The sequence below is a fragment of the Halomonas sp. KM072 genome, from assembly GCF_050710315.1.
Classification (GTDB): Bacteria; Pseudomonadota; Gammaproteobacteria; order Pseudomonadales; family Halomonadaceae; genus Vreelandella; species Vreelandella hamiltonii.
Genome location: NZ_CP136132.1, coordinates 3013842 through 3036375 on the forward strand (window position 1 = coordinate 3013842; position 22534 = coordinate 3036375).

18 protein-coding genes and 1 pseudogene are annotated in these 22534 nt (G+C 59.6%); 9 read left to right on the plus strand and 10 right to left on the minus strand.

Features of this window, described 5'->3' with window-relative positions:
* Positions 1-75: 75 nt before the first annotated feature.
* The 4 genes and pseudogenes from RVM26_RS14275 (at position 76) to RVM26_RS14290 (ending at position 4816) form a co-directional block, all read left to right on the plus strand.
* Complete coding sequence (locus RVM26_RS14275; RefSeq protein WP_498939327.1) at positions 76-2151, plus strand: TonB-dependent siderophore receptor; 2076 nt, start codon at positions 76-78, stop codon at positions 2149-2151.
* 188 nt (positions 2152-2339) lie between these two features.
* Positions 2340-3509, plus strand: a complete 1170-nt coding sequence (locus RVM26_RS14280) for a M20 metallopeptidase family protein (RefSeq protein WP_498939329.1) — start codon at positions 2340-2342, stop codon at positions 3507-3509.
* A gap of 51 nt (positions 3510-3560) precedes the next feature.
* A pseudogene (locus RVM26_RS14285) lies at positions 3561-3733 on the plus strand (AbgT family transporter); the annotation flags it as partial.
* A gap of 111 nt (positions 3734-3844) precedes the next feature.
* Complete coding sequence (locus RVM26_RS14290; RefSeq protein ID WP_498941771.1) at positions 3845-4816, plus strand: AbgT family transporter; 972 nt, start codon at positions 3845-3847, stop codon at positions 4814-4816.
* Between the two features lie 2 nt (positions 4817-4818).
* Here RVM26_RS14290 and RVM26_RS14295 read toward each other — a convergent pair whose 3' ends face one another.
* Positions 4819-5715, minus strand: a complete 897-nt coding sequence (locus tag RVM26_RS14295) for a LysR family transcriptional regulator (protein ID WP_081194444.1) — start codon at positions 5713-5715, stop codon at positions 4819-4821.
* A 266-nt stretch (positions 5716-5981) separates the two neighbouring features.
* Between RVM26_RS14295 and RVM26_RS14300 the strand changes: the two genes are divergently transcribed.
* Positions 5982-6068: a small membrane protein YohP gene (locus tag RVM26_RS14300; RefSeq protein WP_443089279.1), complete on the plus strand. Its 87-nt coding sequence runs from the start codon at positions 5982-5984 to the stop codon at positions 6066-6068.
* A gap of 57 nt (positions 6069-6125) precedes the next feature.
* On the opposite strand, the gene pcaF is transcribed toward RVM26_RS14300, so the two are convergent.
* Genes pcaF through RVM26_RS14315 form a run of 3 tightly spaced genes read right to left on the minus strand, consistent with a single transcriptional unit; the run spans position 6126 to position 8945 of the window.
* On the minus strand, positions 6126-7328 hold the full coding sequence (gene pcaF, locus RVM26_RS14305; protein WP_498275621.1) for a thiolase family protein: 1203 nt from the start codon (positions 7326-7328) through the stop codon (positions 6126-6128).
* Between the two features lie 10 nt (positions 7329-7338).
* On the minus strand, positions 7339-8112 hold the full coding sequence (locus RVM26_RS14310) for a CoA-transferase subunit beta (RefSeq protein ID WP_096921927.1): 774 nt from the start codon (positions 8110-8112) through the stop codon (positions 7339-7341).
* Positions 8112-8945 (minus strand): CoA transferase subunit A, encoded by an 834-nt coding sequence (locus RVM26_RS14315; RefSeq protein ID WP_498939332.1) that lies wholly within the window; start codon positions 8943-8945, stop codon positions 8112-8114. Before RVM26_RS14315 ends, RVM26_RS14310 begins: the two co-directional genes overlap by 1 nt.
* Positions 8946-9151: 206 nt before the next feature.
* Between RVM26_RS14315 and RVM26_RS14320 the strand changes: the two genes are divergently transcribed.
* Both RVM26_RS14320 and RVM26_RS14325 read left to right on the plus strand, forming a co-directional pair.
* On the plus strand, positions 9152-9946 hold the full coding sequence (locus RVM26_RS14320) for an IclR family transcriptional regulator (RefSeq protein WP_498939334.1): 795 nt from the start codon (positions 9152-9154) through the stop codon (positions 9944-9946).
* A 199-nt stretch (positions 9947-10145) separates the two neighbouring features.
* Positions 10146-10859: an SDR family NAD(P)-dependent oxidoreductase gene (locus RVM26_RS14325; protein ID WP_039174877.1), complete on the plus strand. Its 714-nt coding sequence runs from the start codon at positions 10146-10148 to the stop codon at positions 10857-10859.
* A 77-nt stretch (positions 10860-10936) separates the two neighbouring features.
* On the opposite strand, the gene RVM26_RS14330 is transcribed toward RVM26_RS14325, so the two are convergent.
* From RVM26_RS14330 to hglS, 4 genes are all read right to left on the minus strand, one after another.
* Positions 10937-12439: a tripartite tricarboxylate transporter permease gene (locus RVM26_RS14330; protein WP_039174875.1), complete on the minus strand. Its 1503-nt coding sequence runs from the start codon at positions 12437-12439 to the stop codon at positions 10937-10939.
* Positions 12440-12470: 31 nt separating this feature from the next.
* The gene (locus RVM26_RS14335) at positions 12471-12962 is read right to left on the minus strand and encodes a tripartite tricarboxylate transporter TctB family protein (RefSeq protein WP_039174873.1); all 492 of its coding nucleotides are present in this window, start codon (positions 12960-12962) and stop codon (positions 12471-12473) included.
* Between the two features lie 97 nt (positions 12963-13059).
* Positions 13060-14049: a Bug family tripartite tricarboxylate transporter substrate binding protein gene (locus RVM26_RS14340; RefSeq protein ID WP_498939338.1), complete on the minus strand. Its 990-nt coding sequence runs from the start codon at positions 14047-14049 to the stop codon at positions 13060-13062.
* Between the two features lie 178 nt (positions 14050-14227).
* Complete coding sequence (gene hglS, locus RVM26_RS14345) at positions 14228-15592, minus strand: VOC family protein (RefSeq protein WP_498939339.1); 1365 nt, start codon at positions 15590-15592, stop codon at positions 14228-14230.
* 284 nt (positions 15593-15876) lie between these two features.
* Between hglS and RVM26_RS14350 the strand changes: the two genes are divergently transcribed.
* Positions 15877-16761 (plus strand): LysR substrate-binding domain-containing protein, encoded by an 885-nt coding sequence (locus RVM26_RS14350; RefSeq protein WP_096921921.1) that lies wholly within the window; start codon positions 15877-15879, stop codon positions 16759-16761.
* Between the two features lie 77 nt (positions 16762-16838).
* Here the strand turns inward: RVM26_RS14350 and RVM26_RS14355 are convergent, their stop codons facing one another.
* Positions 16839-17744: an iron-siderophore ABC transporter substrate-binding protein gene (locus tag RVM26_RS14355; protein ID WP_498939342.1), complete on the minus strand. Its 906-nt coding sequence runs from the start codon at positions 17742-17744 to the stop codon at positions 16839-16841.
* 155 nt (positions 17745-17899) lie between these two features.
* Here RVM26_RS14355 and RVM26_RS14360 point away from each other — a divergent pair, with 155 nt between their 5' ends.
* Positions 17900-20074, plus strand: coding sequence for a TonB-dependent receptor (locus RVM26_RS14360; RefSeq protein WP_498939343.1), 2175 nt, complete (start codon positions 17900-17902; stop codon positions 20072-20074).
* 401 nt (positions 20075-20475) lie between these two features.
* Here RVM26_RS14360 and brxL read toward each other — a convergent pair whose 3' ends face one another.
* Entirely contained in the window at positions 20476-22527 is a 2052-nt protein-coding gene (brxL, locus tag RVM26_RS14365; protein WP_498939345.1) for a BREX system Lon protease-like protein BrxL, read from the minus strand.
* Positions 22528-22534: the final 7 nt, after the last annotated feature.

Below are 22534 nucleotides of genomic sequence, written 5' to 3' on the forward strand. Positions count from 1 at the left end.
CAGCTTGCATAACCCAACGGGGCGTTTAAATGAAATAATTCTCATTACCAAAATAATTCACGTCGAGAATTATCCATGCCCCCGTCAAATCGCCTTTCCCTAGCCGTCGCCATGGCCTCCGTCACACTTTCCATGTCGCTTCAGGCCGATACATCGCTGGAAACCCTCACCGTGACCGCCAGTGCTGCCACGAAGACAGACACACCTTTCATCGAGACGCCCCAAGCGGTTTCGCGGGTCGAGCGTGACGATTGGGAGGCCCGTGGCGCAGAAACCGTTCAGCGAGCAGCCGACTACACTTCTGGCGTCTTCACCAACCAGATCGGTGCTTCCAACCGCTACGACTACCTGGTGCTGCGTGGTTTCGCCGACGGCAGTATCAACAACACGTTCCTGGATGGATTGAAGGTGATGAGCGATGGGGGCTCCTATAGCTCACTCTCCATCGACCCTTGGTTTCTCGAGGCCATCGAAGTCGTCAAGGGACCTGCCTCCGTGCTTTACGGACGCGCCTCGCCTGGGGGATTGGTGGCCCAGACCAGTCGTCGACCCGAATTCGAACCAGGCGGCGAGCTACGACTGCGCGTGGGCAATAACGCTCAGCGTAGCGCCGCATTTGACGTGACTGGCCCATTGGATGCCGAACGGCGTGTCGCTTTCCGCCTGACGGGGTTGGCGGGGTCTTCCGACACGCAGTTCGGCCCTGTCGAAGAGCAGCGTTATGCCATTGCTCCGCAGTTGAGCTGGGATATCAGCGACGATACCAGCCTGAACCTCCATGCCTACTTGCAGCGAGACCCTGAAGGAGGCTATCACTCTGGGCTTCCTTACGAAGGCACGGTGGTCGACCGCAACGGACGACGTATCTCTAATGCCTTCTTCGAAGGCGAGGATACCTTTGAAAAATTCCGCCGCGATCAAACCATGGTCGGTTACGAATTCGAGCACCGTTTCAACGACGCACTCAGCGCCCGCCAACGGCTGCGCTACACCGAAACCGATGTCGAGCTGGATCAGGTATATGCCTTTGGCTGGGCCTCGGCCACCGAACTCGCGCGCTACTACTCTGGCGGCGACGAGTCGCTTGATGCCCTCACCGTCGACAACCAGCTGGAAGCCAGGCTGTCCACCGGTGCTTTGAGCCATACGCTCTTGTTCGGCCTGGACTATCAGCAACGCGACAACGACGTGACCTGGACCTCAGGCGCCTTCCCGACCATCGATGCGTTCAACCCAACCTACGGCGCAGGCCCCAGCGCCATGTACCCAGAGGTGCGCCAGCACCGTGCGCTGGAGCAAACCGGCGTTTATCTACAAGATCAGATGTCCTACGGCCACTGGCACGCCAACCTGGGCTTGCGCCACGACTGGGTCGACATCACCAATACCGACCAGGACAGCGGTGACACCAGTTCACTGAATGATACCCAGTCGAGTGGCCGCGCCGGGCTGCTGTATCGCTTCGACAGCGGGATCGCGCCTTATCTCAGCTATACCACATCGTTCAGCCCCAACAGCACTACTGACCAGAACGGCGACCTGCTGGCCCCGTCCGAAGGCGAGCAGGTGGAGCTGGGGGTGAAGTATCAACCTCCTGGCACTCGCGACCAGTACAGCATTGCCCTCTTTGATATCACCCAAGAGAATGTGGCCACCAAACTGCCCAATGAAACCTTCCATCGCGCCACCGGCAGAATCGAGTCCCGTGGCGTCGAGCTAGAGGCGCACCATCGGTTCACCGACGCCCTCTCCATGCAAGCTGCTTACAGCCACACCGATGTCACGTTAGCCAAGACCGACGATGCCAATGAAGGCAACCGCAGTAATCAGGTTCCCCGCCACCAGTTGGCCGTGTGGGGCAACTATACCTTCCAGTCAGGTGCCTTGGCGGGTGTGGACACAGGTCTTGGCCTTCGCTACCACGCAGATATCCAGGCCGATGATGCCAACACCGAAAAAGTGCCCAACTACACCCTGGTCGATGCCACCTTGGGCTATGACCTGAGTCGCGTGGGCCTCGACAACATGTCAGCGCGGCTCAATGCCACCAATCTGCTGGATAAAGAGTACGTGGCCTCCTGCTACGACCTGAATTTCTGCTATTTCGGTGCCGAGCGCAGCGTCACAGCCTCGTTCCACTATTCGTTCTGAACGACGCACATCCGCAGCCTCATGACATGAGCGGCTGACTGACAGTCAGACATCCAGCCGCTCGCTATCATCGAGTGTTGCTTTCAAGGCAACAAACTCACCCTGCCAGGCACTCGTTCCTGCCCGTCAAGTCGCTTAGCGTTATAGAAGCCCATAACGACACAGACAACGGCACCAGAGGACAGGAAATGCCTTACCCCCCCTTTTTCAATGACGCACAGATCGAAGCAGCAGTTGCCATTCGGCACCAGCTGCACCAACACCCAGAGCTGAAGTTCGAGGAAACGCAGACCGCCCGCCTCGTGGCCCAGCGCTTGCGCGACCTGGGGTATCACGTGACCGAAGGTTTGGCGACCACCGGCGTCATGGCCGAGCTGGCCACCGGCCGCCCCGGCCCCGTGATTGCCTTTCGGGCCGATATGGATGCCCTGCCCATCAGGGAAGCCAACGCGTTCGAGCACCGCTCCCAGCGCGACGGGCTGATGCATGCCTGCGGCCACGACGGGCACACCGCCACGCTGCTGCTGGCCGCAGAAGCCATCATCGCCCAGCGCGACCAGCTTTGCGGCTACATCAAGCTGCTGTTTCAACCGGGTGAAGAGGGCGGCAACGGTGCGGATAAAATGGTCAAGGCCGGTGTGCTCCAGCACCCGCAGGTAGAGGCCATTTTTGGCTACCACAACCGCCCAGGCTTTCCCGCAGGGCAGCTGTTCGTCAAACCCGGCCCGGCCATGGGCGGTAACGATACCTTCAAGATCACCTTGTCGGGCGTATCAGGCCACGCTGCCATGCCGCATCTGGCAGTCGACCCCATTTATGTGGGGGCGTCGCTGGTGCAGCAGTTGCAAGGGCTGGTGGGCCGCCACAAATCACCGTTGGAAGCTGGCGTGATCACCGTGGCCGCCTTTCATGCGGGCGATGCCGCCAATGTCATTCCGGGCACGGCAGAGCTGCTGGTCAATATTCGCAGCGACCGTGAAAGCTCACGCAACGCCCTGGTGGGCAAACTGGAACAAGTGGTGGCTGGGGTGTGTGCCGCCCACGGCGCCCACTTCTCGATGGAGCATCAGCACCAGATTCCGCCGCTGGTCAACGACGCCGAGTGGTCCCGGCAGGTGCTGGCCATCGCTACCGAGCAGGGGGTCAGCCCAGACATCCAGCAGCTCGATTACATGCCCACCATGGGCGCCGAAGATTTTGCCTTCTACCTGCAAGAGGTGCCTGGCTGCTTCTTCTTCGTGGGCAATGGCGACAGCGCGTACCTCCACAACGAACATTACGACTTCAACGATGCCATCTTGCCGGTGGCCGCCGGGATGTTCGTGGCGCTGGCCCGTTCACTGCTCCAGTGCCGTTGAGCGACACCTCCAACACGATTGCAATAACAACGTCTCAACAAGGATTCACTCATGCAAGGTGTTCTGACTTCCATTGAACGGGTGGGCAACAAGCTGCCGCACCCCTTTATTCTGTTTACTGTGCTCGCCGCCCTGGTGGTCGTGGTCTCGGCCCTGCTGTCGGCACTGGGCGTCTCGGCCATCAACCCCCAAACCGGCGACGAGGTCGTCGTGCGCAGCCTGCTATCGGCCGAGGGGGTCGAGTTCATGCTGACCAGCGTGGTCAGCAACTTCGTGAACTTTCCGCCGCTGGGGCTGGCTTCGATGCCAGCCTGTTTATCACCGTCGGGGATGCGCTGTTCGCGGGCATCACCACGGAAGCAGCGCGACTGGTCGACCCCGAGGCGTATGTCTCGCCCGTCGACAACTACTACTTCGTTGCCTGTTCGGTCTTCGTGCTGGCGATGGTCGGCACCTTGCTGATCGACAAGGTCGTGGAGCCCCGCCTGCAGCGCACGCTACCCATGAGCAAGGACTTCAAGACCGACGTGGTAACCCCTGAGCTGACCGCTTCGGAACGCCGGGGCCTCAAGCGCGTGGGGCTGGCAACGCTGGCGTACATCGCGCTGGTGTTACTGGCCGTGCTGCCGGAGGCCTCGCCGCTGCGCAACGATGACGGCGGTTTGATTCCCTCGCCGTTTTTGAGCTCTCTCGTTCCGCTGATGTTTCTCTACTTCGTGACGATTGGTCTGGTGTATGGCATCACCACGGGCAAGATCACCAGCAGTCGCGACGTCCCGCAGCGCATGGCCGAATCTGCCAGCGACCTGGCCCCCACGCTGGTGCTGTTCTTTGCCATTTCCCAGTTCATCGCCTATTTCGGCTGGTCGGCACTGGGGCAGTATATCGCCATCGAGGGCTCCAACATTCTCCAGAACACGGGCTTTACCGGGCTGCCGCTGGTGGGCGCGTTCATCGTCATGAGCGCCACCCTTAACCTCTTCATGACCAGTGGCTCGGCCCAGTGGGCATTGATGGCACCGGTGTTCGTACCCATGCTGATGATGATCGACTTCGACCCAGCCTTCGTGCTGGCGATGTTCCGTATCGGCGACTCCAGCACCAACATCATCTCGCCCATGAGCCCCTACTTCTCGGTGGCTTTGGTGTACATGCAGCGTTACAAACCGGACATGGGACTAGGCACCTTGATCGCCACCATGCTGCCCTTGGCCATGGGCTTCATGCTGGCCTGGTCGGCGTTTTTGATGTTCTGGCTGATGATGGGCTGGCCCATCGGGCCAGGGGTCTACATGATGGCGAACTAGCCTTACTGCATCGCTTTCATCAGCTTCCACAAATAGTCGGCAGCGGGCGACAGCCTTCTGCCGACGCGGCGTACCAGATTGCCTTGGCTGCGGGCGGCCATGGGGTGATCGATGGGCACCGCCTGCAGCAACCCCGCCTCGATCTCGCTGCGCGCCGCGGCGGCCGTCATGAACGCGACCCCCACCCCTGCACTGGCCATGCGCCGGGCCACCGAGTGCAAATTGCAGCGATACGCGGGCGTGGCTGGCTGCCCTGCTGCTGCAAACAGGGCATTCACGAACTGCTGCGACCCGGACACCTCCGGCAGAAAGATCAACTTCTGCTGCAACAGCTCTGCCACGCTTACGCTGGATTGCCTGGCCAAAGGGTGAAACGACGCCACCAGCGCACACAGCGGCCCCCGCTCGAACGAGTGCACCACCAGCCGAGGGTCCGAAATAGGGCCATAGGTAATGGCGATGTCCACTTCATCGTTCGCCACCATGTCATGGGGTTCACGCGGGTAGTAGATGCCGGTCTTGATCTCGATCAACACCTCAGGGTAGTGCTCGGCAACGCGCCGCATCACGTGATTGATGAAACTGTCCACGAACCCATCCCCCACCGACACCACGACCTTGCCCGCCTGCAAATTGCGCAGCCGCGCCAGCGTATCGGTCAGCTCGGCATTCAAGCGCCGCTGGGCCAGAAAGCCTTCCACGACCAACTGGCCAGCCTCGGTAAGCGTCACATGACGCCCCTGGCGCTCCAGCAGCGCCATACCCAACGCCTGCTCCAGCGAGCGCACCTGCCGACTCACCACGGAAGGGTTCAGCTGAAGATGCTCGGCCGCCGCGCGAATCCCCCCACAGCTACTGACTTCCAGCAGGTAGAAGGCCCGTTTATCGAGAAGGGTCATAGGCGTCACCAGAATCGTCTCCAGGCGTCGCAGTCATCGAGTGGGCAACCTTTCAACGACTACAGGAAACTGGCATTTTGCCATCGGCATCACCCTGAGCGCCAAACACTCGTCTGAATAAGCGTTCCAGGTACGCTCGTTTGCACAAACCCCTAGTGACTCCTACCCTTTAACTCGAAGGCTGAAGCGGCCATCTTCAAGGCTTTCGCCAGTAGCTGCGCCGTTAGTTCATGAAGAGCTGACCGATACACTTAAGAAGAAACGACATGTTGAAATTCCTGGCAAGCACCGTCGGTATCATTTTCATGATTGGCCTGCTGGTGGTCATTGGGCTACTGATGTTGATCTTCTAGTGTCAAGATGACGTATTGAAAGTGCCTGATGCTAGGCACTTTTCGTTTAGCGTATGCTCAAACGCGTTCGATCAGCGTCGCAATGCCCTGCCCCACGCCGACACACATGGTGCACAGCGCATAGCGCTTGCCACTGTTTTGCAGTTCGTGGGCCGCCGTCAGCAGCAGCCGCGCACCCGACATCCCCAGCGGGTGCCCCAAAGCGATGGCACCGCCGTTCGGGTTGACGCGTGGGTCATCGTCGGCCAGCCCCAAGTCGCGCATACAGGCCAAGGCTTGGGCAGCAAAGGCCTCGTTGAATTCGAACACATCGATATCGTCCATGGCGATCCCCGTGCGCTCGAGCAATTTCTGCACGGCGGGCACCGGTCCGTAACCCATGATGCGCGGTTCGACACCGGCGGTGGCCATGCCGATAATTTTGGCCATCGGGGTCAGGCCATGGCGTTTGACCGCGGCTTCGCTGGCCACCAGCATGGCCGCCGCTCCGTCGTTGACGCCCGAGGCGTTGCCCGCCGTGACGCTGCCCCCATCACGGAAAGGCGTCGGCAGGCCCGCAAGCTTCTCCAGCGTGGTTTCCCGCAGGTGTTCGTCCTGGTCGAAAAGCAGCGCTGCCTGCTTGCGACGCGGAATCTCGATGGCAGTGATCTCCTGGGCAAAGCGACCGGCCTTTTGGGCCGCGGCGGCTTTTTGCTGGGAGCGCAGCGCAAAGGCGTCCTGGTCTTCCCGGGAGATATTGAACTGCTCCGCGACGTTTTCGGCGGTTTCCGGCATGGAGTCCACCCCATAGGCCTTCTTCATCGCAGGATTGATAAAGCGCCAGCCGATGGTGGTGTCTTCGATGGTCTGGCTGCGGGCAAAGGCACTGTCGGCCTTGCCCATGACGTAGGGCGCCCGAGACATGGACTCCACACCGCCCGCCAACGCCAGCTCCATTTCGCCCGCCTTGATGGCGCGGAAAGCGGTGCCCACGGCATCCATCCCTGAACCACACAGGCGGTTCATGGTCGTGCCGGGAACCGAGGTGGGCATGCCCGCCAGCAGCGACGCCATGCGCGCCACGTTGCGGTTGTCTTCTCCCGCCTGGTTGGCGCAGCCCATAAAGACTTCTTCGATGGCCACCGGGTCCAGGTTCGGCGCGTCAGCCAGTACTGCCTTGAAAATCGCGGCGGCAAAGTCGTCGGGACGCACGCTGGCCAGGGTGCCGCCAAAGCGACCAATGGCGGTGCGACGGGGATGACAAAGATAAACGTCACTCATGGCAAACTCCTCATGCGCCCGCGTGGGCCCGCTCGGTGCGCGCTTTCAGCTCACGCAAGATGGTTAATTCGTGTTCGCTGGGCTCCGGTGTGCTCTCGAGCTGTTCGGCAAAGCGAATCTCCCAACCAGTGGCCTCAATCACATCGTCACGGGTCACGCCCGGATGCAGCGAGACCACCACCAACTCTTTGGTGTCCGGGTCGGGCTTCATCACGCACAGGTCGGTGATCACACGGGTGGGGCCCTTGCCGATATTGGGCACGTTATCGCGCCCCTTGCCATCACGGCCAAACCCGAGCGTCGTCACAAAATCCACGCGCTCCACGAAGGCACGCCGAGAGTGCTTGAGGGTGATGAACACCTCGCCCGCATTGGTGGCAATTTCCGGGGCACCGCCGCCGCCCGGCAGGCGCACTTTGGGCTCACGATAATCACCAATCAAGGTGGTGTTCAGGTTGCAGTAGCGGTCGATTTGCGCGGTGCCCAGAAAGCCCACGTCGATCTTGCCGCCCTGCAGCCAGTAGCGAAACATCTCAGGCACGGCCACGGTGGTCAGCGCCGTCTCGGCCAGCTCACCATCCCCAATGGAGAGAGGCAGCACATCGGGTTTGGTTTGCAGGGTGCCGGATTCGTAGATCAGGACCACTTCCGGGGCATGGGTCAGGCGCGCCAGATTGGCCGCTTCCGAGGGGAGCCCAATGCCCACAAAACAGGTCATGCCATTTTCCAGCGCCCGCGCGGCGGTCACCGACATCATTTCAGAAGAGGTATATTCCAGACTCATCAGGCTTGGCCTCCTGCGGGATTGCTGGCAGTGCGGTACACGTTATCATCGAGCCACTGGGTGAAGGTATCCCGGTCACGGGCAATGGCATCCCACTCTTTATAGAAACGGTTACTACGCCCGTAGTAGCCGTGGGTATAAGAGGGCAGCGCCCCTTTTTCGGCGACGGCAATCGCGCTGATCGCCCAACTGGGGATCACACAGGCATTCGGATGGGCGTTCAGGTCATCGACGATCTCTTCCACCGTGACGATGCTCTGCCTGGCCGCCAACACGGCTTCTTTCTGCACGCCGACGATTCCTTCCACCAGTACATTCCCCTGCCGGTCGGCCCGCTGCGCGTGGATGATGGAAACATCGGGGCGCACGGAGGGCACGGCGGCCAAGCGCTCGCCGGTAAAGGGGCATTCGATGAACTTGATCTGCTCATTGACGCTGGGTAGCTCGCTCCCCACGTAGCCACGCAGCACGGCCAGCGGCAGGCCAGCGGCCCCTGCTTCGAAGGCGCAGGCCATGGCGGCGTGGCTATGCTCCAGAATCTCGACCTGATGCGGCCAGCCTTTCTCAACGGCATCGCGCAGGCGATGCAAGGAACCCACGCCCGGGTTACCGCCCCAGGAAAAGATCACTTTCCTGGCGCAACCCGCCCCGATCAGCTGGTCGTAGATGATATCTGGGGTCATCCGAATCAGCGTCAGGTCGCGCTTTTTCTGGCGGATCACTTCGTGACCTGCCGCAAAAGGAATCAAATGGGTAAACCCTTCCATGGCCACGGTAGCGCCGTCCTGGACGTAGCGCGCTACCGCGTCATGCAAGCTGAGAAACTCGGCCATTGTTGGTTGCCTTTTCGTTGATGATGATTTGACTGTTTTTATTCGCATAACGAACATAGATTCTTTTTGCGAACAAAATTACCGCCCATGGCGCGATAAGTCAACACCGTATCCTGGCGAACGAAGGCGGCTATTGTTCGTCATTCGAACAAAATGTTATTTTTGCGCAATGATCAGTTGTTCAAATCAATGACACCGAGACGCTCATGAGCAATACCACGCAAGACGATGCACTCCAGCCGACGGATCGCGACTTCGTATCGGCGCTCGCCAGCGGGCTGGAAGTGGTGATGGCTTTCGATGAAACGCATACGCGGATGACACTTAGCGAAGTGGCCGAACGCACAGGCATGAACCGAGCAAAAGCACGCCGCTTCCTGCTGACGCTGCACGCCCTGGGGTATGTACGCAAACAGCAGCGCTATTTCGAGCTGACGCCCAAGGTGCTTCAACTGGGCTACTCTTTCCTGGCCTCCAATAATTATCGCGGCGTGATTCAGCAGTACCTGGAGGACATTACGCAGCAGTGCGGCGAGTCTTCATCGCTGGGCGTGCTGGATGGGGACGACGTGATCTATCTGGCTCGCTCTGCGGCGCCACACCGTTTGATGGCCATTTCCTTGTCGGTAGGAACCCGCCTGCCTGCGGTCTATACGTCCATGGGCAGAGTCTTGCTGGCTCAACTCTCGGATGAAGCGCTGGATCGCTATTTGAGCCAGACCACCCTGACCCGCTATACCGACAAAACTCTCACCGATGTCGCAGCACTCAAGAAAGCGATTCAGGAAGCGCGCACACAAGGGTATGCGATCACGGATCAGGAGCTTGATTCGGGCCTTCGCTCGATTGCAGTACCGGTATTCGATACCCATGAGAAGCTGATCGGCGCCATCAACATCAGCACCAACGCAGCCCGCGTGGACTTGGCAACCCTGCTGAACACCTATCAGCCGCTTCTGCAGGAAAAAGCGCGTCTCATCCGCCTCACCGTCAGCATGTAACGCTCACGCCCTCCGCGCTCATGCCGCACCTGAGGTATGGGCGCCCCCATCACCGCCTTTGACGACAAAAGTCGCATTGCCGATCAGGGTTGCATGCGCACAATGGTCGCTATGCGAACTTGTGTACGCATAAAGCATGTTCAACAAGACCCTATCTTCTACACGGCCTTCGCGGCCCCCTCTCTACAAGGACCATTCCATGCCTAACCCCTGCGCGGTCGTCACCGGAGGAGCACGCAACATAGGTCAAGCCATTGCGCTGCGCCTTCAGCACGATGGGTATCGCGTGATCGTGCTCGACATCGAGACACCCCAGGCAGCGTCGCTACAAGCAGATGCCCACGTCGTCGACCTCAGCGATATCGACGCCACGCAGCAGGTGCTGGAAACGATTGCCAACACGCAGCCGGTCACGTGCCTGGTCAATAATGTGGGCATTGTGCGCCCCGCCATGTTGGAAGAGGCCAACCTTGAGGATTTCGACCTGTTGATGCACCTCAACGTGCGTTCGGCGCTGATGTGCACTCAGGCACTGCTGCCTGCCATGCGCGCGCAGGGCCACGGGCGTATCGTCATGAATGCCAGCCGGGTGGTGCTGGGTAAAGAAGCGAGAACGCTCTACAGCGCCACCAAGGGCGCCTTGCAGGCCATGGCCCGCACCTGGGCGCTAGAGCTGGCGGCCGATGGCATTACGGTGAACTGCGTGGCACCAGGGCCCATTGCGACGACGGCGTTTTGGGAGAACAACCCACCCGACTCGGAGCAGGCACGCCGCATCATCGACAATATCCCTGTGCAGCGCATGGGCACCCCCGAAGACGTGGCCAACGCCGTCAGCTTTTTCTGCGCGCCGGAAAGCAGCTTCGTCACGGGGCAAACCCTGTTCGTGTGTGGCGGGGTCACGGTAGGCTAAAACACATCAGCCCCCTTGCCCGCCGGGCAAGGAGGCTGATGACACGACAAGCCCTGAGCGGGGCTTGCTACCCAAGCTTACGCATCGGGTTCGTTCACGCGCTGCCGCGCCTTTTGACGTGAGGAGACGAACCGATAGAGCGCCAGCAAGATCGAGCCTATCGTCAGCGCGATGAAGAACCAGGTAATCGGCCCGCGCACGAAGATGGACAGCTCATTGGCACCAATCAGCAGCGAGCGACGCAGGTTGTCCTCGAACATGGGCCCCAGGATGAAGCCGATCAGGAAGGGGGCCGCCGGGATCCCCGTCCGGTTGAACACATACCCCAGCACGCCAAAGGCCAGCATCAACCAGACGTCGAAGGTGTCGTTGTTGACGGCATAAGCGCCGTACACGCAGAACATCAAGACGATGGGGAACAGGATCGATTTCGGAATATCCGCAATCAGCGAGAAATAACGGATGGCGGCATTACCCACGAACAGCAGAATCACCGAACTCAGCATGATGCCCAGGAACAGCGCATAGATGAGCGAAAGGTTTTCCTGGAACAGCAGCGGCCCAGGAGTAAGGCCATGGACCATGAAAGCGCCCAGAATGATCGCGGTGATCACATCCCCCGGAATGCCCAGCGACAACAGCGGAATCAGCGTCGCCCCTGCCACACCGTTATTACCGGCCTCGGATGCCGCCACGCCTTCCACTTCCCCTTTACCGAAACGGTCGGCATTGGGCGAGCGGCGCTTGGCATCGCTGTAAGAGATGAACGCCGCCGCCGTGGCGCCAGTGCCTGGAATGGCCCCGATGATGACCCCGATCAGGCTGCCCCTGACGATGCTTTTGAGGCTGCGCTTCATCTCGCCCAGGGTAACCCCAGCCCCACTCGCCTTGGCACGAAAGTGCGGCACCACCTTTTTACGGTAGAACTCGATGATCTCGGGAATGGCAAACAGACCGATCAACAGCGGGATGAACGAGATGCTATCCATCAGGTTGTAATTGCCGAACGTGAGCCTTTGGGAACCAAACACGGAGTCCAACCCCACCAGCGACAGAAGAATCCCCAGCAAGGCAGCAATCAACCCTTTGACCATGGAACCACTGGCCAGGGAAATGATGATGGTCAGCGAGAAACAGATCAGCCAGAAGAATTCGGGCGCACCGAAATTGAGCGCGATCTTGGCCAAATAAGCGGCAAAAAAGATCAGGGCGATATTGGAGATGAAGTCGGCAATCACCGACGCATAGAGCGCCATTTTCAGCGCTTTCTTCGCCTCCCCGTTCTGCGCCATGGGGTACCCATCCAGCAAGGTACAGGCAGAGGCCGGGGAGCCAGGCGTACGTATCAGGATGGCCGTGATGGAACCACCGTACATGCCCCCTTTATAGATACCCACCAGCAGCAGGATGGCCGCCACGGGCTCCATGGAAAAGGTGAACGGGAGCGCCAGCGCCACGGCCATGGTGGCCGTCAAGCCAGGGATGGACCCCACGATCACGCCGATCACCACCCCGATGGCAATCGCCAGAAAGTTCTCCGGGGCCAGAAAAAGCTGCAGTACTTCTGTCATGTTTTCCATAAATCACCAGATCTCGGTAATGGCCGCCGACTCAAAACGGCAACGCAGGCAGCGGAACATTCATTACCTCAGTAAACAGCAGCGTCACTCCCACTGGAAAAACGATGGCCAGACTGTAGCTCCACACGTTACGTACCGGATGAGCAATGAACAGTATCAGCGTGGCGATGATGCCGCTGATGACGGCACCCAGCAGCTCGAATAGCCCGGCATATACCAGCAATGCCAACAGCATGAGGGCAAAGCGCAGCCATGGTCCTCGTTCAAAACGGCGACCACTCTCCTCGGCGTTGTCAGCAACGAGAAACCCCTGAAGGATCAGCAGCACTGAAAACACCAGCAGCAGCCAACCCACGATATTGGGCAGCCAACGGGGTGACATCATCGGGTTCTGCATGATGGGGGGCTGACCAATATAGTTGGGCACCAGATAGATCAGCAGCAGCAAGGAGAAGCCCAGCATCCCTACCCCGGTGACCACATCCCATGGGTCCTTGATCAGCGCGCTACCGGTTTTCGTCATCGGAGCACTCTCTTGACGTGAAAGGTTCTACACGAAAAATCAGTAAGGCGAGGTTAGCCCTACACCTCGCCTTACCACGCTCGATTGCCGATACGGCTTATTCCTGACGAATACCGGCGTCTGCGGCCACGTCATCCCAGCGAGCCACTTCTTCGGCAACGAAAGCCTTGAAGTCGTCACCCGCGATCGTGCCTTTTTCGGCTCCCAGCTGCGTGACGAAACTGGTGAACTCTTCGCGGTTCATGACTTCTTCCAGCGCTTCCTGCATGGCCGCCGAGGCTTCGTCAGGGAAAGAGTTATGGGCAATCAGGCCAAACCACGCAGTGGTGATGAACTGATCGAGGTTGTGCTCGCCGATTTCGCTCAGCGTGGGCACATCCGGCAGGTACTCTGAGCGTTCTGCCGAGGTCACGGCCAGGGCTCTCAGGTCACCGGTCTGGATGTGGGGAAAGACCGTTGGCATGTTCTCGAAAGAAACGTCCACATCCCCACCCAGCAGTGCAGGCAAGGCGGCGCCGCTGCCGGCAAAGGGCACGGCGGTCATGTTGGTCTCGGTCAGGGCCTTGAACAGCTCTCCCGACATATGAATGGAGCTGCCCACGCCACTGTGGCTGAAGGTCATGGTGCGCTCTTTGGCCGCTTCGACGAACTCCAGCACGTCGTTATAGGGGCTGCTGGCGGGCACCACCATCACATTGGGGATGTCGATCAGGTTCTGGATGAAGACAAAGTCTTCGACGGGGTCGTAGGTGAGATCAGGGTAGATGGCCGCGCCGATGGTATGACCAGGCGACGCCATCAAAATGGTATGGTCAATGTCCCGCCCGCCACGCGCCAAGCGGCCTGTCGCCACGGTGGAACCCGCGCCTGGGCGGTTTTCGACCACCACATTGGCACCCAGTTCGTCCTGCAACAGGTCCGCAACACGGCGCGCGAGAACGTCCGTCGTGCCACCCGGCGCGTAAGGAACCACCAGACGCACATCTTGCGTAGGCCACTCCTGGGCCTGCGCGGCAGAAATGGAGAGGGCAAGCGCAACGGCACCACCACAGGCGGCAAGACTCCGGACATTGAGCAATGTGTTCATGGATACCTCTATTTTAGTAGTTGTTTGCTATACGAACAATTATTCGCATTTCAATTATAGAGTACTGTGAAAAAGAGAAGGCCAGGTATCCAACTTTAGTTTTAAAGCACTGAGGGCTCCCTTATAGGAGCCCTCAGTAAAACATCACCAGCGGATCACTCTGCTAGTAAACGCTCCATCAGCCTATTCGACCACCCAACCACGCCAGCACGGCCTCTTTCGAGCGCTGTTCGCGTTCGGCATACAGCGCCAGCTCATCCTGCACCGGGGCGCCCAGGGCGGCTTCGAAGGCGTCGCGGTTTGCGTTACCGGCGTAGGCGCCGTTTTCGCTACCGCCCAGGTTGGATTGGAAAATACCGGCGGCACTGACGGGCAGGAAGTCTTCGTAGGTGATGGGCTGGGCCTCGACCCACCCCTGGGCCAGCAGCGTTTCCAGGTCGGCGTGCTCGGCGCGGCCCTTGGCTGCCCGCCCGGCGTCGGTCAAGTGATAGTGGAAGTAGGCCAGCTGCTCGGTGCGAATCGCCTCGTGGTGGTCCGGAAACGCGGCGAACACGCGCTCCATGATGGCCTGGTGGGCATCATTGTCCAGGCCAGCGGTCTGGGCACGCCCCTGGTTCAGCAGCTCATCATAAAGCGCCCGCCCTTTGGGGGTCAGCGCCATGCCGCGCTGCTCGATTTCGCCAAAGCGCGCCGTATGAGTGCCCTGGGCCTCCCCGGCGAAACGAATCGACTCCTCCAGCGCCCGAAAGCTGGTTTGGCGCAGCAACATGGGGCACTCCCGACGGGGCGGCCCTTCGATCACCGCTTTGGGGTTCATGCCCATGCTCGGCATACGACGCTGCGCTTCATCGATATCCAGGGTTCTGGGCGTCAGGTGGTTGATGTGCGGCCCCTTGAAACACACCACATCAGCAATCAGGCGATGCTCGTCGTGCAGCGCCTGATAGGTTTCCAGGTCGACGGTCGCTTCCTGATGCCAGCGGAAGGTTTCCAGCGCCTCGCTGACGAACTGGTCGGCCTCTTCACTGTTCAACCCGCCCTGGGTTTCGTGGCGCTGGATGAGCGCCCGCACCGTGGGGGTAAAGATATCCCGCTGGGCCAGAATCTCCTCGGCGCGACGGCGCAGCGCCTCGCTCTCGATCAGCTCCAGGCGCAGTAAAGAGGTAAAGACTCGGAAAGGGTTCAGCGTCAGGGCTTCGTCCTCGATGGGCCGAAACGCCGTGGAGTGCACCGGCACGCCCGCCTCCGAGAGGTCGTAATACCCCACCGGGTACATGCCCATGACCGCAAACAACCGGCGCAACATGGCAAGCTCGGCCTCGGTGCCCACCCGGATCGCCCCGTGACGCTCAACGCTCAGCCGGGCCAGCTCGCCCTGAGCCTCCAGGCGGCGGTGCAGCTCGGGCTGCTGTTGAAGAGTTTCATGGTTTACCCGCTCGACCAGTTCCAGCAGCGCACCGTACTGCGGCACTTCCGCTTGATACATGGCCGACATCGCCTTGGAAAAACGGTCGCGTATTGCATCAGTAGTGATAAAGGACATGTTGTAGCTCTCTGGGGTCGATAAAGAACGGCACGCGTCGCCAGCCTCATGGCCTCTTTATGACACGTGCTTGCGCTGCGTTCTATCAAACCGACTCGGGGAGCGAACCACAAACGAAAAAAAGCACTCAATGCATGCCAAAAAGGAATGCGTAAAGGCTTTTATAAAGAGCGGCGAGCACCGGGTACGCAACAGCATGGCGCCCAAGGGAGCCCTTTGATAGGGTAGGATTCCTTACCGTCATTCCGTTGAGTGACGCTTGCCCAGGAGCGCCCGCGTTCACCATGCGCAATCTTCCTTCCATCACCGCCATGCAGTGCTTCGAGGCGGCCGCCCGCCACATGAGCTTCACCCGGGCCGCCGATGAGCTGAACCTGACCCAGAGCGCGGTCAGCAAACAGGTGGCACAGCTGGAAACCACCCTGGAGCACAAGTTGTTCCGCCGAGTACGGCGCAGCCTGCTGCTGACCCCCGAAGGGGCGATTTTCCTGAGCGATGTGCGCAAGGTGCTGACCCAGATCGAGATGTCCACCCAAGCCATCATGACGTACAGCGGCCATAGCGAAGTGCTCAACATCGCCACCCTGCCCAGCTTCGGCAGCCGCTGGCTGGCCAACAAGCTGCCCTCGTTCATGGCGGCGCATCCTGGTATCAGCCTGGCGTTTCACGACCGCGTCGAGGATTTCGACCTGGAGCAGGAGAACATCGACATTGCCCTCTTGTATGGGCATGGCAGCTGGCCCAACCTGGCCTGCCACAAGCTGGCCGACGACCTCATGGTCGCCGTCGCCTCCCCGACCTGGCTGGCCCAGCACCCCATTCATTCACTCGACGATTTGACCCAGCGCCCGCTGCTGCACCTTTCGACCCGCCCGGATGCCTGGCACCACTGGTTTGCCAGTCAGCACGTCATGACCGAGCGCAGCTACCACGGCACCCGTTTCGAAACCTTCCCCATGCTGGTCAGAACCGCCATGGCAGGCGGCGGCGTGGCACTGGTGCCCCACTTTACCGTGGATGAAGAGCTGGAGAGCCAACGGCTCGCCCTGGCATGGCCGTACCAACTGCTCAGCCGCAACGCCTACTACCTCGTCTACCCCGAACACCTGGGAGAGCTCGCCAAGGTGCGCCGCTTTGTTGAGCATGTGGTGCAGTTTGGGGAGGGATAAGGCCTTGATGAGGTTGGGCAGATACATAGAGAACAGCCTCCAGCCCGCCCCAAAAATAACATTAACCGCACAACCCCTTACTCCAAGGAACTGCTTAACGTCAGGGCAGCCACCAGCTCCCGCGCGAAGCGTTGCGCCGCAGGCAGTGCGCCAAAACTCCATACCGGCGGTAAGCGCAATAGCGTGGCGTTTTTAACGCTGGGTAAGTGCTGCCATAAACCACTTTGCGAAAGTGATGCTTCGACTCCGGCGGGCAGCGGCTCGACCACGACCAGCGTGGCCTCTGGGTAGTCGTAGAGCGCTTCGATCCCTACCAGTGAAAATCCCCAGGCGTTAGTGGGCCGGTCCCAGGCATTGGCCAAGTCGATCTGCTCCAGCACGGCGTGATAGAGGCTGTTGTCGCCAAACACCCTGACATGACGGGCATCCATGAACTGCACTATCAGTAGCGGCGGCGCATCGGGGCGCTGTTGGCGAAGCGTTTCCAGCAGCGCCTGCGTTTCGTTGATGAGCTGCGCGGCCTGCTCTTGGCGGCTGGTCAACTCACCCAACTGGCGGGTGAGTGTGTGTATCTCTTGCCAGGTATGGGTGCCGGGGGAATAGGGGTAAAACGACGTGACCGGGGCCACTCGCTCCAGCCGCTCCGTCAAACCGGCGAACATCGGTGAAATGAACGTGTGCGCCGGGGGCGACTGGGCCATGAGTTCGAGGTTGGGCTGCGACCGCAGGCCCAGGTCTGCAACGCCATCGGGAATCCCTGGCTCCCCTACCCACTCATGGTAGCCCTTGTGTTGAGCGGTACCGCTCAGCGGCGCGTCGATGGCCAGCAGCGTTTCGGCAATGGTCCAGTTGAGGGTGGCCCACTGCGCGTGGGCACTCGACAAGGGCAGCCAGCAAGCGGCCATCAAACAGCAGCGAGCCAGGAAAGAGAGCATCGACCGGTGGCACATGGCAGCGAAAGCATCAGAAAAGAGAGACCACATTTAGACGCCAATAGGCACTTTTTGCAAGGCATCACGAAAAAATCACACCTGCATATGCCAATGTCTCTCATTTTGTTTATCATATAGATCCACATCGGGCAGGTGGCCGTGGCGCCAACGCCAGGCGCTGCCGTACACAAAACTGGATCGATACCATGCCTCTCGGGAACACCTCCAACACAGCGGCCCAGCGCCGCAAAGCACGGCTGTTGCGCGCGATGACACTGCTCGCAATGGGCATGACGCCCGTGGCCGCCTGGGCACAAACGAGTGCCGACACCCAATCCCTGGATACCGTCACTGTCACGGGCACCATCCCCACCTATGGCGATACGCCGCCGCCAGCCTTCGCCGGTGGCCAAATCGCGGCGGGGGGCCGCGTGGGCCTGATCGGTGAAAGGGACGCGATGGACGTGCCTTTCAACGTCATCAGCTATACCAGCGAGCTGATGGAGAACCAGCAATCCCAGACGCTGGGCGATACGCTGCAAAACGATGCCTCGGTATCGGTAGGGCTGGGCTTTGGCATCTACGGCGAAGCGTACAAGGTGCGCGGCTTCAACCTGACCGGTGACGACGTGGCCTATGGCGGCCTCTACGGTGTCCTGCCACGGCAGATCATCAACAGCGACCTTGCCGAGCGCGTCGAAGTCTTCAAAGGCGCCAGTGCCTTTACCTCGGGCATTCCCATCGGCGGGAACGGCGGCATTGGCGGCACCGTCAACATCGAGCCCAAGCGGGCAGGGAATGACCCGATGCTCAACCTCTCCAGTGGCTATCGCTCCGATGGCTACGGCGAAGTGGGCGTCGATGCCAGCCAGCGTTATGGTGATCAACAGCAATGGGGGGCGCGGGTAAGCGCCACGCGCGGCCGGGGTGACACCGCCATCGATGACGAAAACCAGCGCGATACCTCCGCCGTCGTGGGGCTCGACTACCGTGGCGAACAAGGCCGGATACTGCTCGATGTCGGCCATCAAAAGCTCACCCTGGATAATGGCCGCTCAAGCGTCAACACCGGCGCGGCCACCCAGGTGCCCGCTGCGCCGGACGCCTCGTTGAACTACACCCCCTCGTTCGGTGGAACTGCGCTTGAAACCAATTTCGGCATGGTCCGGGGCGAATATGACCTCACCGACGCCTGGACCGCGTTCGCGGCCATAGGCGGTAACCGCACGCTCGAAGGCATCGTATCGGCAACTCCGACCCTGACCGATGACGCGGGCAACGCCAGCGTCAACGACTTCGAAACCAGCAACCACATCGACAACTTCGCTAGCCAGGCGGGGCTGCGTGGCTACGTGCTGACCGGCCCGGTCAGCCACGACATCACCGTTGGCTACTCCAGCGCCTATCGCAAGTTCGACACCGACTGGAGCTTCCTCTCGGCAGGCACCACCAACATCTATAACCCGGTCGATTTATCCCGCCCGGAAGGCACGCCGTTCGTGGGGGGTAGCGTAACGCGCACCCGCTCCCAAGGGGTCACGCTGAGCGATACGCTGGGCTTCATCGATGACCGGCTGCTGCTGACACTGGGCGCACGCTATCAGGAGCTCGAAATCGACGAACGCCCCAGTGCCGATAGCAGCAACCGCTATGCCGACCGTCGGATCACTCCCGCCGTGGGCGCGGTGTTCAAGACCACGGAGAATGTCTCGCTCTACGCCAACTACGTCGAAGCCTTGCAGGATGGCGGCACGGTCACCGATACCACCGCGATGAACTTTGGCCAGCACCTGGGCATTGCCCGTGCCGAACAGCACGAAGTGGGCGCCAAGTTCGACTACGGCAACCTGGGCGGTGGCATCAGCCTGTTTCAGATCGAGCTGCCCTCGGCTGCGGTCGTCGATGGCGTGGGCAACCTGGATAACGAGCAGCGTAATCGCGGCCTGGAGCTAAGCCTTTACGGCGAGCCGACCCCCGGAGTGCGCCTGTTCAGCAGCGCGACCTGGATCGACGCCAAACTCACCAAGACACAGGATGGCAACGAAGGAAACGACGCCACGGGCGTGCCTGAGTACCGGTTTGTGCTCGGTGGCGAATGGGACACGCCCTTCATCGAACGCCTCACGGCCACGGGTCGCGTCCTGCACACGGGCTCGCAGTACGCCGATGTCGCCAACGACCTGCAGCTGGATGCCTGGACACGCCTCGATCTCGGCCTGCGCTACACCACCCCGCTGGGTGGCGCTGATTGGGTATGGCGCGCAGGCATCGACAACGTGACCGACGAAGATTACTGGTCCGGCGCCTCGACCTCCTTTGCCAACTACCTGGTCCAAGGCGAACCACGCACCTTCAAGCTGTCCGCGACGGTCGAGTTTTAAGGCACGCATTCTCTCTAACGTGACGATGAGGGCGCTTCCTGTGAAGCGCCCTTGCTGTTTGCGGTATGGGTATAACGGCTAGCAGTGTGATGGCCACCAGCTTCCACCTAGCCAAGATCGCAACGGCTGAACACCTGCCAATGCTGGGTAACGGTGCGAGCCCTCAGCAGCAGGTCACTGATGAGCGTTGAAAAGAAAGAATTACGAGTCTCAGCTTGATTTCAGAGGGTTATGCTGAAGCGCCTACCCTTCGTAGCTGCACAGGTTGTAGTGCAGCCATCAGGAGCGACGTCACCTCCAGATTGAGTAGCACTACACCAAGTCAGAAAACGTCGACCGGCTTTGCGGATATTTAGGCAGCAAGGTCAAAGATGTTATTGAGTATGTGGGAAAAATCTTAATTAACAAAACTTTATATAAGTTATCTCAAAGGCTTTGCTAGACCGAAACTGCTGCAACCGGTTGGCAAACGCGAAGGCTTCATTCATCTCGTAGTGCTGAAAGATGTCCAGCCCTCGATCCAGTGAAATCTTCCAGCCGTGGTCCGTAACAATATGACGGGCGTGAATGGTGCCGCTTTCGTCAAACTCCCAGGTGAAGTCGATGCCCACGGTGCGAGCGGATTCCTGTATTTTTTCAAAACTCTCGTCTTGCAGGTCACCCTTGAATTCGTCCCGGACGGTGATGAGATGAACCGATACTTCATTCTCGTCGGCCTTGTTTTTCACGATGGCTTCGAGAAACTCCATGAAATTGCGGATCTGGTAGAAAAGTCGGATGTAGGGGTCTGTAACAGTGATCCTGCTGGCTCCTTTCAGGTAGGCGCCAAACAAGCCGTCGAATGAGATGCCCTTCTGATTTTCCTGGAAAGTCAGGTGCTTTTCTTCCAGTACGGGCTCGGGGGCATTCGGCTCTTTGGGCTCGACACCTTTAACGTCCCCTGTTGGCTCGGGATTTACTCCCTCGCCATCAGGAGTAGACACTGCCTGATGGTAGTAACCCGGGTACTCTTCTTCCTCAAGTGTCCTGACCAGTATTTCCTGGCCTTGTTGATCCTGATAGGAAAAGCGTACTTCGCCGTAGGTGGTATCGATCCGCTGTAACTGGTCCTTGACCCGCTTGCGCCCCTCGATGGCAAAACGCAGCACTTCTTCCACCTCTTCCCTGGTCGCTCCCCCCTGGGGGAACAGGATCTTCATCAAGCCGGAAAAGGTCTTGTTGATACCATCCCGGTCACGGGTCGAGATATCCGAAGAAAGGGTAAAGTGCTCCCGGTACTGATCGGAATAATCGTAGTTCCGCATCGAGCGCAGGATTTCCGCAAGATAGTCCACCACAAAGCCATAGCCGTCGGAGAACATCTCGCCCCGGATGATGTCGACCTCCCATCCCGGAATGTAGAAGTGGATACGGTCCAGAAAGGCAGAATCGTAGAACTTGTCCGGCAGTTCATCGAACAGGTCCGAATGCTTCAGCATGTAAGGCACGGTATGCCGGGTGTTCCCCACGAACACCATGGACGCTTCGGCGCCCAGGGTTTCCACACCCCGGGAGAAAGACTTGTTGGCCATGTAGTTCTTCATGATGTCGACCAGTGCTTTATCGACGCGCTTCTGTTTGCCGGCAAATTCGTCAAAGGCCACGCAATCCCAGTACCCCACCAGGCCGATCTTGCCGCTGGAGTTATTCACAAACAGCTTGGGTACAGTGACCTCACCACCAGAAACCAGGATCCCATGGGGCGAGAATTCGGAATATACGTGGGATTTACCCGTCCCCTTGGGACCCAGTTCAATCAGGTTGTAGTTCCGCTCGCAAAACGGAATCAAGCGGACCAGTTGGGTCAGCTTGCTGCGCCGTCCGAACATCTCCGGGTTAAAGCCGATACTCTGGATCAGCAGGTCAATCCACTCATCGGTGCTGAACTGCTGCCGCGCGGCGGCGTAGGCGTCATAGTCGAAGTGAGATAGCTGAATCGGCTTGAGGGTGGACAGAATCCAGGGGCTGACGTTCTGGTCTTCAGAAAATACGTATTCGATGTCCGCAATGCACCAGACGCCGCTTACCAGCAGTTTGGGGTGGGCCTTCACGGTCCCAGAATCCACCAACACTTTCTTGATTCCCAGGTTGGAAAACTGTGCCTCGTAGGCATCCGTCTTCTCATTCAGGGCCACGCTGATCTTATCGATGACCTTGTAGCGCCCCTTTTCCTTGATATTCGAGCGCACCAGCCCGGCCTCGTTGCGGTGGACATAGTGCTTGGCCAGAATCTCCTTGACCGTTTCAATCCCGGTTTGAATCGTGGCCTCGTCGTTAGTGGCGCAGTATTGGCCGAGCAGATACTCCAGCACATATGAGGGGACGATGGCGTTGCCCTTGACCGTTTTCACCAGGTCTTTGCGCACCACCAACCCGGGGAAGTGTTCGTTGATCTTTTGGTCAAGCGTACTCATTGGCTAT